The 12542-nt window shown below is 41.2% G+C and carries 11 protein-coding genes and 1 pseudogene; 9 read left to right on the top strand and 3 right to left on the bottom strand.

Going from position 1 to position 12542, the window contains the following annotated elements; genetic code table 11:
- The first annotated feature begins 187 nt into the window (after window positions 1-187).
- From IM450_RS02550 to tumE, 8 genes and pseudogenes are all read left to right on the top strand, one after another.
- Window positions 188-1939, top strand: coding sequence for a mechanosensitive ion channel family protein (locus IM450_RS02550; RefSeq protein WP_002804012.1), 1752 nt, complete (start codon window positions 188-190; stop codon window positions 1937-1939).
- A 78-nt stretch (window positions 1940-2017) separates the two neighbouring features.
- Complete coding sequence (locus IM450_RS02555; RefSeq protein WP_002804010.1) at window positions 2018-2449, top strand: DUF29 domain-containing protein; 432 nt, start codon at window positions 2018-2020, stop codon at window positions 2447-2449.
- A gap of 124 nt (window positions 2450-2573) precedes the next feature.
- Window positions 2574-3842, top strand: a pseudogene (locus IM450_RS22645) (NACHT domain-containing protein); the annotation flags it as partial.
- 1542 nt (window positions 3843-5384) lie between these two features.
- A complete protein-coding gene (locus IM450_RS02565; RefSeq protein WP_253851994.1) occupies window positions 5385-5732 on the top strand; it encodes a DUF1257 domain-containing protein in 348 nt (115 codons plus the stop codon).
- Window positions 5733-5976: 244 nt separating this feature from the next.
- The gene (locus IM450_RS02570) at window positions 5977-6201 is read left to right on the top strand and encodes a DUF433 domain-containing protein (protein ID WP_002804005.1); all 225 of its coding nucleotides are present in this window, start codon (window positions 5977-5979) and stop codon (window positions 6199-6201) included.
- Window positions 6198-6530, top strand: a complete 333-nt coding sequence (locus IM450_RS02575) for a DUF5615 family PIN-like protein (protein ID WP_287669465.1) — start codon at window positions 6198-6200, stop codon at window positions 6528-6530. The genes IM450_RS02570 and IM450_RS02575 overlap by 4 nt, the downstream gene beginning before the upstream one ends.
- Before the next feature lie 201 nt (window positions 6531-6731).
- The gene (gene tumA / locus IM450_RS02580; RefSeq protein WP_002804003.1) at window positions 6732-6962 is read left to right on the top strand and encodes an antitoxin TumA; all 231 of its coding nucleotides are present in this window, start codon (window positions 6732-6734) and stop codon (window positions 6960-6962) included.
- Complete coding sequence (tumE, locus tag IM450_RS02585) at window positions 6952-7335, top strand: toxin TumE (RefSeq protein WP_002804002.1); 384 nt, start codon at window positions 6952-6954, stop codon at window positions 7333-7335. Before tumA ends, tumE begins: the two co-directional genes overlap by 11 nt.
- A gap of 120 nt (window positions 7336-7455) precedes the next feature.
- Here the strand turns inward: tumE and IM450_RS02590 are convergent, their stop codons facing one another.
- The 3 genes from IM450_RS02590 to IM450_RS02600 form a co-directional block, all read right to left on the bottom strand.
- Window positions 7456-8799, bottom strand: coding sequence for a chloride channel protein (locus tag IM450_RS02590; RefSeq protein ID WP_287669468.1), 1344 nt, complete (start codon window positions 8797-8799; stop codon window positions 7456-7458).
- A gap of 307 nt (window positions 8800-9106) precedes the next feature.
- On the bottom strand, window positions 9107-10552 hold the full coding sequence (cobJ, locus tag IM450_RS02595; protein WP_287669470.1) for a precorrin-3B C(17)-methyltransferase: 1446 nt from the start codon (window positions 10550-10552) through the stop codon (window positions 9107-9109).
- Window positions 10549-11277: a Uma2 family endonuclease gene (locus tag IM450_RS02600; protein WP_287669473.1), complete on the bottom strand. Its 729-nt coding sequence runs from the start codon at window positions 11275-11277 to the stop codon at window positions 10549-10551. The genes cobJ and IM450_RS02600 overlap by 4 nt, the downstream gene beginning before the upstream one ends.
- A gap of 341 nt (window positions 11278-11618) precedes the next feature.
- Between IM450_RS02600 and IM450_RS02605 the strand changes: the two genes are divergently transcribed.
- Complete coding sequence (locus IM450_RS02605; RefSeq protein WP_002803997.1) at window positions 11619-12326, top strand: hypothetical protein; 708 nt, start codon at window positions 11619-11621, stop codon at window positions 12324-12326.
- The last annotated feature ends 216 nt before the right edge of the window (window positions 12327-12542 follow it).

Below are 12542 nucleotides of genomic sequence, written 5' to 3' on the forward strand. Positions count from 1 at the left end.
AAAAGATATTCTAGTAAGGAAGTTATGGTTCATAAGAGCTTTCGTAAACGCCATAGCAGTGAAATTAAATCTAGAACTTCTGACTTAATTCCCTCTCCTGTCTCAGCCTAGTTTATCTACACCTCACCCTGGGAAAGTAATACCTAAATCTTACCCGACTACACACAGAAAAATCTGAATTAATCCTATGAAATTTGTACCATTTGTCGATATTAATCAAAGATATTTAATGCTAACTACACCATCTAGAGCTAGAGGATGGATGAAAAAAATTGGGCATACTTTGGTAATATTTGTTGTAGTTTTACTACTGACTCTCACCTCTCCTCTTTTGGGAATAGCTCAAAATCCGACACAACCGGAAAACAAAATTGACGGCTTTCCAGTTATGTTAGATGGAAAACCCCTCTTTTTTATCCGACGGGGAGTTTCTTCATTTTCGGCGGAGGAGAGAGCTAACGCTATTACCCGGAGAATTGAAAGAATTGCTCAAAATGATTCTATTCCTATTGAGAACCTGACAATTGAGCAGATTCCTGATGATAACTCACTTTATTTAAGTGTAGATCAAGAAGTAATTCTAACGGTGACGAAGCAAGATGCAAAAGCCTATCGTTCAACACCGGAGCTTTTAGCTCAACAAGCTTTACAAAAAATTCAGGTCGCTATCGCTCAATATCGCCAAGATCGAAAACCCGAACAACTACTTAAGAATATCATTTATACGGTTATATCCACCTTTGCTTTCTTGATTATTAGCTTTGCAGTTATCAAAATTTCAGGGAAGCTATTTCCCTTCATTAGACGTTTGATTGAATCCTTGACGCCAGGCATTAAAATAGGGAATGTTGAGATTATATCTTCCTCTAATATAAGCTTTTTTTGGCTGCGAGTTCTTCGGATAATTCGCTTACTTGTTCTCTTTTTATTATTATTTAATTATGCCACATTTGTACTTCGTTTATTTCCCTGGACAAGAGTTTTTGGCGAGAGTATTTTAGGTTATTTTTATCAATCATTAGAACTGGTTTTATCGTCCATTGGCCAATATCTTCCCAATGCCTTTATTATTGCCATAATCATTTTTATAACCTACTACTTAATCCGGCTAATCAAGCCATTTTTTACGGCAATAGAAAGAGGAAATCTGGTTATTCCTGGTTTTTATACTGATTGGGCTAAACCTACTTACAATCTCCTATTAGTCATAATTATTGCCTTAGCAGCAATAGTGGCTTTTCCCTATTTACCCGGTTTTGATTCCCCTGCTTTCCGAGGTGTTTCTGTTTTTCTCGGTCTTCTTTTATCCCTTGGTTCTACTTCGGCTATTGCCAATGTTATCGGGGGAATTATTCTTATTTATACCCGTGCCTTTCGCATCGGAGATCACATTCAGGTAGGAGAGGTAATTGGCGATCTAATTGAAAAAAACTTCCTAGTCATTCGCATTTGCACTCCCACTAATAAAATTATTACTATTCCTAACTCATCTTTATTAAGTAGTAATGTGATTAACTTTAGTATTTCCTCGCGGGAATTAAACAGAAATCTAATTATTCAGACAACGATTACCCTAGGGTACGATCTGCCTTGGCGAAAAGCCCACAAAACCTTAATTGAAGCTGCTCTAGAAACTGTGCATATTCTCAAAGAACCCGCACCTTTTGTCCTGCAAACTAGCCTAGATAATTTTTACATCAGTTATCAATTAAATGCTTACACTAACCAACCCAATTTGATGGTAATAATTTATTCAGAACTCCATCAGAATATTCAAGACAAGTGTAATGAAGCCGGGATTGAGATTCTCTCTCCCAGTTACACTTCCCTACGAGATGGAAATACAACAACTATCCCCGAAAATTATTTACCTTCCGATTATGTCGCGCCTCCCTTTCGTGTTCAATCTTCAGACAATCAAGAAAACAACACATTATGATAGTAAATCCGTTTTTAAGCCCTCACTTTGGGCGGATTATTAATATAATGTTAATTGAGCTTAGAAGGAGATAAATCGATGACGGCATCCTATGAGCAAGACTTTGGACTTTGGGCCGAACAAATGGCCGATTTATTAGCTTCTGGTCGGTTTTCCGAGTTAGATATTGAGAATTTAGTCGAAGAGGTGCGGGATTTGTCGAAACGGGAGCGCGATCGCTTACTTGCTAGTCTCAGATTAATTTTGCATCATTTATTAAAGTGGGACTATCAACCTCAACGGCGATCCAGGGGTTGGTTGGGAACTATTCAGCGAGAAAGAGCTAATATTAGGCTTTATTTGGACGATAGCCCCAGTTTAAGGCGATATTTAACCGATGAAAGCCTATTTAAACTCTATGCTGTTGCTTGTTGCGATGCCTTTAGAGAGACGGGATTAGAGTTTCCCCCAGTTTGTCCCTACGGTATTGAGGATCTTTTAAATCGTTCTCTTCATTTGTCGGAACGATAGACGAAAAACGATTAAAGTTGGTAAGCTTAGATAGTATCCACAGAATCTTAAGTTTATCGCCATGGTTGACTGGTTAATTGTCTGGGGGGTTACTCAAGCCGCAGGTTCGCTTGTTCGTTCAGTAATGCAAGAGTTGGCAATAGAGGGTGCAAAAGATTACGGAAAGGAATTTTTTAAAAATAGTCTAGGTAAAGTGTTACACTTACCTGAAAAAGATGTTCAAAAAGAAGCTTATGGCAAAGCAATGAAGGAGTTTTTAGAACTCTTTCAGCAACAGTTAGAAATGACCGATCTGGAAGATGATCAAATTAAAAACTTTGAAAAACCTCTCAAGACTTTTATTAAAGATGACCAAGTTAAACCTATTTTAGGGGATGCTTTTGATATTGATTGTCAAATTCTTGATACTTTGACGTTAGCTCAATCTTGGCAAAGACTCAATTTACCCCCGTTACCTGCTGAATTTAACTGGGAAAAACTCGGTAAATTTTATTTGAGAAAAACTCAGGAAATTATTCAAAATTCTGAAAAGCTAAGAGCCGTTTTTTTAGTTAAGTTACAGAATAAAGATAGCCAAAATATTCAAGAAATAGCAGGAGTTAAAACAGATTACAATTTAGATAACTATGCGGAAGGATTAAAAAAGGAATATGGCCATCTTAAATTAGAGTGTTTAGACACAACGACTTATGAGCAAATCAAACTCTGGCGAATGTTTGTGCCGCAAAATGTGAGACGATGTAAACAGTTTATTCCTCAACTTTATGAATTACCTAAAGAAGTGCTGCAGGAACTTGTAGATAGGGGAGAAATTACTCAAGCGGAGTTAGAACAAATACAAGCAGAACTAGAACGAAAACGGCGAGAATATCTGAATGAAAAATTAGATCCTGTTTTGAATATCATCAATTCTTCTGAATACCCAAGAACTGTAATTTTGGGTGATCCAGGAGCAGGAAAATCAAGTTTATTACAGTATTTAGCTTTAAATTGGGCTGAAAAAGAACTCAGTCATCGTGTTTTGCTTCCCCTTCCTCTTTTGATAGAATTGCGTATTTATGCCAGAGATAAGAATGAAAAAAAGTGTCAGAATATTCTAGAATTTTTCCATCAAGGTAATCTGATTTGTCATCTCAATCAACTTGCTTTAGATGATAAGCTTAAAAAGGGTCAAGTTGTTGTGCTTTTTGATGGCTTAGATGAAGTTTTTAATCCTCAATTAAGAGAAGAAATTGTCACGGATATCAAACGTTTTAGTATTCAATATCCTCAAGTGCAGATTATAGTAACTTCTCGCTGGTTAGGATATAAAGCAGAAGAATTAAATCATGCTGGTTTTGAACATTTTATGATCCAAGATTTAGATAAAGATCAGATTGAAGATTTTATCAAACGTTGGCATGATTTAGCTTTTGAAAATCGAGATGATAAAACCCAAAAACAAGAACGTTTACAAAAGGCAATTAAGGAGTCAAAAGCGATTCGGCAATTAGCAGGAAATCCTTTATTATTAACGATGATGGCTATTCTGAACCGAACTCAAGAATTACCAAGAGATCGCTCAAAACTTTATGAAAAAGCGTCAGAGGTGTTATTACATCAATGGGATTTTGAAACCAAGGAAGGATTAATTGATCCTGAACTGAAAAAATATCTTTACAATATTGATCTAAGAGATAAAAGGGACATTCTGCGTTTAGTCGCAAGTGCCATGCAAGCAGGAGAAAAAGGGTTAGCTGCTAATTTAATCTATAAGGAAGAATTAGAAAATGTTTTGACTCAATATCTTGAAAAAACAGGAATTAACAAACGAGATGCCAGTGATCTGACTGATTTAATCATCAAACAACTGCGCTATCGTAATTTTATTCTTTGTTCTTTAGGTGGCAATGCTTTTGCTTTTGTTCATCGAACTTTTTTAGAATACTTTTGTGCTTGCGAGTTTTATGAAAGATTTAAAAACCGAGGATTACCAGACGGAATTAGTCTTGAGGATTTGAAAACCAAAGTATTTGGAGAACATTATTCAGATCCTGTTTGGAAAGAAGTTTTATGTTTATTAATGGGGATGCTAAGTGCAGAATTTCCTAAAGAAATTGCTGAAGAATTAATTAGTTATCTCATTGATATAGAGGAAAAAGATCAGGAATTTACTTATCTTTTTTTGGCAGCAGATTGTTATGGAGAATTGCGAAACCAGTCTATTTATGTTGAACTAAGTCAGCGATTGTTAGATAGTCTTCAATCATTAACTAAATCGTCTTATAGGTATGCTGATACTGATTTTAAGGAAAAACCAGTTGCTAAAATTGGAGCAATTTGGCAAGATGATCCGACAGGATGGAGTGTTCTTCAAGCTATAGCAATTGAGCAAAATTACTGGCGTGGCGCAAGGGAAGCTGTTAATCAATTATCTAGAATTGCTAAAATTCATTCTGAGGCGTTAGTTTATCTACAGGAAGTTGCTAGACAGGGTGAATGGAAAGCAATTGAAGCTTTAGCAACCCATTGGCGAGATAACCCTCAAACTTTACCCATTATTCAACAACAAGCTAACAAGGGTGAATCAGAAGCAATTCAAGCTTTAGCAACCCATTGGCGAGATAATCCTCAAACTTTACCCATTATTCAACAACAAGCTAACAAGGGTGAATGGAAAGCAATTCAAGCTTTAGCAACCCATTGGCGAGATAATCCGCAAACTTTACCCATTATTCAACAACTAGCTAATAGTGAACGGGAAATTGGTGGACTTGTTAGAGTATTAGGTAGAATACCAATTGACTCAGAAATAGGAGCAATTATCGAAACCATATTAGCTAGAAAGGATCTAGATTCTGACATTAAAGAAATGTTTCGAGAACTTCTTGGGCGTAATAATTTCAGAGAGTTGAGAAATCCTGATCAAGATAGTCAGAACAAAAGAGAGCAGGATATTCAGAACAAAAGAGGCGGCGGCGGTCATTTTTCTGTTTTAACAACTAAAATAACTGATCCTGAAATTTTAGTAAAATCTTTGCAGGATTTAGGAATAATAGTTAAACGTGAAGCAGATGTTCGTGGTGGTTCTAATGGTCAAAGAGTTAGAGCAGATATTGTTGCTGTGCTAGAGGGAGATTATGATCTAGGTTGGAGTCGTAATGGTGAGGGAACTTTTGACTTGATTGTTGTTTTCTGGGGAGTTGCCAAAAAACATAATTCAACTGAATTGATTAATAGTATCAATGCAAAATATGCTGTTAATAAAACCCTTAAAGAAATTAAAGAGAGAGGTTTAAATTAGCGCGATCTAATCTACTAATCTGGTAAGGTGCGTGTTTGCGGCTACTAATTCTGATCAAAAACCAAAATTAACAATCCGCACCCGACGCACCAAATTTATTATTAAATTGGTGCGTTACGCTTTCGCACTTTACACCCTAAGAGTGGTACGAAGTTGAAGGGTGATCGTTCTTGTCGGTGCGGTGGAGTGCGATCTCTGTCATCGAATAAGATATAATTGGGAAGGTAAAAATAGTTAAAGCATTATGAGTTACCAAAACATTATTACCATTGAACCTGGAAAACGCAGCGGAAAACCCTGCATTCGAGGAATGCGTATAACTGTGTACGATATTCTAGAATATTTAGCAGGAGGAATGACAGAAGCAGAAATTCTTGAGGATTTTTCAGAATTAACTTCCGAGGATATCAAAGCTTGTTTGGCTTTTGCTGCTGATCGAGAGAAAAAATTATTTATCACCTCCTTATGAAACTGTTATTAGATGAAAATTTGTCAGATCGGATTATTGATAAAATAATTGATTTATATGCTGATTCTCAGCACGTTAAGACTTTAGGACTGATCAATACTGATGATGCACTTATCTGGGAATTTGCCAAATTCAACGATTTTGTAATTGTCTCTAAAGATGCCGATTTTCATCAGCGTAGTCTATTATATGGTCATCCACCAAAATTTATCTATCTTCGTATTGGCAATAGTCCCACTGCAAAGATTATCGAAATTTTAAGAGTTTATTTTTTAATTATTGTTGAATTTTTTGATAGTGAAACAGAAAGTCTGTTGATATTAAGTTGAGTGTGATCGCTGATCTTGTAGGGTGCTTTAGGTGGCGATAACTTCTGTTAAAAAACTCAAATTAACAATCTGCGCCCCACGCACCAACTTTATCATTAAATTAGTCCGTTACGCTTTCGCGCTTCGCACCCTACGATTTATGTTTTTGTTTGAGCGTGATCGTTTATAATCAAAATATCATTATTTTAGAGTAAAAGAAAAATGCGTAAACAGACCATTCAATATACATCATCTTTAGATGCTTTGATTGCTGTTGCCAAGCGACTTAGCGTCTATGAGAACCAACATAAAATGGATTCCGAAGATTTTTATAACGAATACAATCAGGGAATATTGTCAGATGATATAATATTTATAGAATGGGCAAACGATTATCGTCATTACCTTGCTTTGCGTCAAGAATTAGAACAAAGATTAAACCATGCTGCTTAAACTTTTATCTGATTACCTCAATCAAGTAGAGCAAGCAATTGTGCAGTGTGAAAATGCTTATGTAGAACCTTATCAAGAAGAAGTACTGACATCACAAAGAGCTAATTTAAGAATTGGGTTGCGTTTCAAGCAGATCCATTTATTAGAAATAAACGAAGCTATAGTAATCACAGACAATTACTTAGAATTCCTAGATTATCGTTACCATTTCCAAGATGAAAAAAACAACCTAGTTTTTCGCTATGATAGTACCCCTCACTTTCCCAATATTTCTACTTTTCCCCATCACAAGCATTTACCAAACGATGTAATTAGTTGTCACAAACCTGAAATTACTCAAGTCTTAAAAGAAGCAACAGAGTTATTGAGGTAAATAAAACGTATTTAATGCGATCGCTGATCTGGTAGATTGCGTTGGGCGGCAATCCCAAAAGTAGGGGCGCAAAGAACTTGCACCCTCTGGATATCACGGTAATTCCCCTGACGGTGGCTTCTAGCGGAACATTGCCCGCAGGGAACTAGAGATTTGATTGGCTACCCGTGCGGCCACCAATCCCGAAAGGGCAGCGACTACCACTGTAGCAAGGCAGGTTAGCTGGGCTGCCCCCGGGCCACCCACCCCCAGTACCATCGCCATGGCGGTCAAAGGTAGGCGATAGCCGCCAGCAATACCGGCCGCTGCCCCCGCCGCACCCGCCAGATCCCCCGAAATTTCAAAGGTGGTGGCGAATACCCGGCCAGTCAGGTCGCCGATCGCCAGAAAAGGGACAAACACGCCGCCACAGCCCCCGGCTAAAACCGCAGCGGTGGTGGCCGCAGCCCGGAGCAGAGCCACTGCCAACAGGTGGTAAGGAGTTGTTTCAATGTTTTCGGCCCAGAGGATAGCGGCTCCCCCTGGTCCAAAAGCCGCTGCTGGAGTCGCCACCTGTCCGATCACGATCGCCAAGAATAGCATCATCAGGCCACCAATGAGGAGACGAGTGCCAGGCCTGTCCCGCAAGCCTCTGGCCCAGTAGATCGCCTCACCGGTGAGGGCTGTAATCGTGCCAGCGATCGCTCCGATCAACAAAGTGGCAGCCACCGCATCCCCGAAGTCAGTCGGGGCAACCTGCGGCACGACCAGCCGGATCAGTTGCAGCTTAAAGGCAGCGTTGACCCCCCATCCCACCAGTCCCCCGGCTAACATCGCCGCTGCCCGCTCCGGGGTGATCGGAACCTGACGTCGCTGACTCAACTCAAACATAAAAAAGCTGCCCACCAGAGGGATTCCCATCAGGGCAGAAACACTTGCCGCACCGCCACCGATGGCCAGGGGCCGCACCAGTTGACCCAGGGCTGGATTTATGCTGCCTAACCAAGTTCCCGTCGCCACGCCAATATGAGCCGCCGGTGATTCTGTTCCCATGGGCGCACCCAGTCCAACAGTGGAGAGAATGGCCAGGGCCCGCAACGGTGCTAGATTCCAGGGGAAGCGCTCTTCGGCACCGGATGCGTTCACCACGTCACCGGTCAGATCGGCGCGAGCAATGTCATGGGGGAAGGAGTACCAGTCCATGAGAGAACCCCAGCGGCCAGAGGCAGTCGCCCCGCGGGGAGCTAAGGTCTGCACAGGTTGGCCCCTACCCAGTCCAAACAGGACTAGCACTGCTAAGGTAACGCCCACCAGAGGCAGCAGCAGTAGCCAGACGTTGCCTAGGTTAGAGGCAATTCTGAGGGTTTGCTTAATTGCCTCAGTCAGCAGTACCGCGGCCAGAGAACCGATCAAACCGCCGAGCAGACCAGCAACGGCCCATGGGCCTACCCTGGTTAAGAGAAGTTGTAGTTTGTTATTTAGCATCGCGCAAGGAAAGTTAAGCTTTTATTGTTTTGATAGCAAGTCCATTTCAGTAGTCAAGTAAAACACCCTGAAAGTTTTTACTATACACTAAGTCCTTTCGATGGGACGCTTCTCGGCAGACTCCCCCTCAACAGGAGAATTAATTGCCGGATTCTCTTGTCTCGTGCCAAGGTTCCATCTTGCAATGGGAAAAGTGAGGATCTTCCTTCCTTCCCCGCGTTACAAGGGAAATCCTTGCAACGAGATATCTGTAAATATCTCTTGCCGATTGCCTATTCCAACCAAGAAATTAATTTTGCACGACTACCTAATAGTGACGTGGAGTATAAACCCACTGCTTGGTTTTACCCTGCTCAATCAGGCGAGTTTTGCTCGATCCGATCAAAATTATGGTTCGCATATCCGCATCGTTAATAGTCATATCCTCTAGGAATTTCACCGTCACTGTTTCCCCTTTTCGTCCTAAATTACGCGCTAATACCACGGGAGTTTGCGGCGATCGCCATTGTAATAAAATCTCTTTTGCCTTCTCTAATTGCCAAGTGCGCTCTTGAGACACAGGATTATAAAATGCGATCGCTAAATCTGCCCGGGCTGCTAACTCAATACGCTGAGAAATCACCTGCCAAGATTTGAGAATATCCGATAGGGAAATCGCACAAAAATCATGGCCTAAAGGTGCGCCAACCCTCGCAGCCGCCGCCTGCATGGCCGAAATCCCCGGACAGACCTGAATGGCGATCGCATCCCATGCCGGTTTTGCTTTTTTTTCTAATACCTCAAACACGGCCGCGGCCATGGCATAAATTCCAGGATCTCCGGAAGAAACTAAGACAACCGATCGCCCCTTAGCCGCTAAATCTAAGGCCATTTCCGCGCGATCGAGTTCCACCCGATTATCCGATTCATGGCGGACAATTTCTGGTGTTCGCAGGGATTCTACCAAATCCAAATAAGTTTTATAACCCAGCCAATCCGTGGCTTTTTCCAACACTTCTCGAACTTCTGGCGACATCCAATTTAGCGCCCCCGGTCCAGTTCCGACTATGGCTAATTTACCTTGACTTTCGTTGGCAAAATCCCCCAGAGGTAAACTGGATTTTTCCTTAATTTGCTGGCTTTCATCCCACAGATAAACTAAACAGTCACTGCTAGGTTTTGCCAAGTTTAAGTTATTTTTATCGGTAATCTCAATGCTCAGTTTTGCAGCTGATGAAATTGGTAAATTACTATTTTTTAACCAGTCCGCTTTACCGATTAATTTTACTTTTTCACCGGCTAATAAATCGGACAGAAACTTCTTAGCATCATCGGGATTAACTAACTGATAACCGGGTGGTGGCGATAATAAGGTCGTTTTAAATCTAATATCACCAGTGGTGGTAATTGCGGGGGAAATTTGCAAAACCGAGGCAATTTGACGAGCGAGATCATTAACCCCTTGTAAACCCCCCAACAAAGGCACTACGGCGCTGCCATCTTCTGCGATTGCTAATACAGGCGGTTCTTGCCATTTATTAGTTAATAAAGGTGCTAAAGTGCGAATTAAAATACCCGCCGCACAAATGCCAATAATTGGCGTTCCCGTCTGGAAAAATTCTCGCACCGTTTCGCCAAAATTAGTATAGGTAAAATCAGCCGAATGGGTACGATTTATTAACCCATAAATTATTGCTTCAGGTAAGGCCATTTGCACTTGACGAGCAACGGTGATACTGGTTTCTCCTAAAATGAGAATAGCTGGAGGTTTCATTTAGCTTCCCCCGACTGCGCTGCAGTTAACTTTTGGATAAATTCTTGATGTTCTACCGAGTTAATTCCAGCTTTTAAGATGTCTAACACCCGTGACATATTGCCGTTGAGCATGGCTGAAATATCTAACCACAAACCCGGAAATACTAGAGAGCAAATCACCCCTTGTTGGTTGGGTAACAAAGAAATATAATCGCCATTTTCTAAATTAAACCAATCAATTTTTTGGTCAAATACTTGCCAAACAAGGTATTCTTGAATACCACTGCGTCGATAAGCACGTTTTTTATCCCCTAAATCTATGGCGGCACTACTAGCGGCAATTTCTACCACTAATTCCGGCGATCCTTCTAGGTATCCCTCTACACTTAGGGTTGATTTTCCCCCGCTTTCTTGACTAATTAATAACACCCCATCCGGCTGTAGTTCGTTGTCTATATCCAAGCGAACTGTTGGCTCAATACCCATTTGTATTTGGGGGGTAGCAGCTTGATAAACTCCCAACCAAGTGATTAAACGTCCGTGGGGTTCAGCATGAAATTTAAACCTTAATGGGGATGCCATATACACAACTCCTTCGATAAGTTCGGCTTTTTTTAATCCTGGCATAGCTTGATAACGGCGCTCGAATTCGGGACGAATTAAGCGATCCCCATTTTCTAACGGGGGTAAATGTTGCGTGGTTACAGCCTGAGAATTTAAGGATTTAACCGGGGAAGAAGTCATGGTGGCAGTCTTTGGGAACAAAACAGCATTGATTTTATTATAGATTGTTTCATTGGACTTCTTGCGGGATTTAATTTTTAACTGAAATTTCGCCAGAAGTCCTGCGCTTTTAGCGATGGTATGAATGGCGACCAACAGATAGACAATTACCCAAAACTATAGCATTTATCTTAGTGGTGAGGTACAAAGTTTTCCTTTTGGGAAGTCGGTCGTCGATACCAAATTAGGTTACACTTCATCTAGTTATGAGAAATGCTGTCATAACTGATATAGCGCACCTAAATGAAAGGTAAACGTCCTCTTCTAGAGCCTACCCGTTCACGAATAACCGATAACTGATAATGTTGGTTCCCCTTACCCGTCAATCGATCGAGCAAATTGTCCCTATTATCGCCACCGGCCCCCAGTACGCTCACTATTGGGGTAAATGGTCTGATTTTCTGCGCCGTTTATTCATTTCTATCATCGCTCTCACCGCAGCTTGGTTAATCGGTAATTTATTCGGCCCCGGTGGTTTAACGATTAAACTGATTTTCGACATTATCGCCGGTTTATATTGGCTCTGGGGTCCGGTTTACTGGGCCAGTGTTCGCAATAATACTTATCGTCGTCTTCCCTACGGGGGGTTTTGGCGCGGTCGCGTTTTCGATGCTTTTGTCACCGAGGAATTAATCGGGGAAGAAGAAAGGGTCAATAAACGCGGGGAATTAGAGATTATCGAAAATCGCCAACGCTGTATTAATCTAGAAATCGGTGATCAAACGGGGTTTTCGGCGATCGTTCGCGCTCCCCTCAAACGCATTCATAAATCGATCCGTCCCGGGATGGTGGCCGAAGCTTTGTTAATGTCTCAGGACCCCGATTTAGGGGATATAAATCAGCTTTCTGATGTCCATCTTCCCCAACTCGACCAGTGGATAGGGGAATATCCCGTGCTGCGACGGGATATTTTTCAGCAAGTTAGTCGCGAATTGGGAGGGGGAAAAGAACCCCGGCCAAAACCTTCTCGTTATTCTAATAATGTCATCCGAAGACGCAAAACCCGTTAATTGTTCGGCGATCGCTGAAAAGACACCGGTTTCCCAGTCATCTATATATATAGGGTTTGCGGCAAAAAGTTTGTTGGTGGGGGCAGGGTGTGGGGTGTGGGGTGTGGGGTGTAGGGTTTTACCGATTTTGAGGTAGTCAGTTACCTAATTTTCAGGGAAAAAGTACCTGAATTTTACCCCCGATCCCTCCAATGGTCGGCACTTTTTGAGGTCAAA

Source organism: Microcystis sp. M083S1 (assembly GCF_020246405.1).
Classification (GTDB): Bacteria; Cyanobacteriota; Cyanobacteriia; order Cyanobacteriales; family Microcystaceae; genus Microcystis; species Microcystis aeruginosa_C.

Excerpts from the sequence above, each read along its gene's own strand:
- tumE (WP_002804002.1), top strand. The coding sequence starts at position 6,952 with ATGCTGCTTAAACTTTTATCTGATTACCTCAATCAAGTAGAGCAAGCA.
- cobJ (WP_287669470.1), bottom strand. The coding sequence starts at position 10,552 with ATGAAACCTCCAGCTATTCTCATTTTAGGAGAAACCAGTATCACCGTT.
- IM450_RS02600 (WP_287669473.1), bottom strand. The coding sequence starts at position 11,277 with ATGACTTCTTCCCCGGTTAAATCCTTAAATTCTCAGGCTGTAACCACG.
- tumA (WP_002804003.1), top strand. The coding sequence starts at position 6,732 with ATGCGTAAACAGACCATTCAATATACATCATCTTTAGATGCTTTGATT.
- IM450_RS02555 (WP_002804010.1), top strand. The coding sequence starts at position 2,018 with ATGACGGCATCCTATGAGCAAGACTTTGGACTTTGGGCCGAACAAATG.
- IM450_RS02605 (WP_002803997.1), top strand. The coding sequence starts at position 11,619 with ATGTTGGTTCCCCTTACCCGTCAATCGATCGAGCAAATTGTCCCTATT.
- IM450_RS02570 (WP_002804005.1), top strand. The coding sequence starts at position 5,977 with ATGAGTTACCAAAACATTATTACCATTGAACCTGGAAAACGCAGCGGA.
- IM450_RS02550 (WP_002804012.1), top strand. The coding sequence starts at position 188 with ATGAAATTTGTACCATTTGTCGATATTAATCAAAGATATTTAATGCTA.
- IM450_RS02575 (WP_287669465.1), top strand. The coding sequence starts at position 6,198 with ATGAAACTGTTATTAGATGAAAATTTGTCAGATCGGATTATTGATAAA.
- IM450_RS02590 (WP_287669468.1), bottom strand. The coding sequence starts at position 8,799 with ATGCTAAATAACAAACTACAACTTCTCTTAACCAGGGTAGGCCCATGG.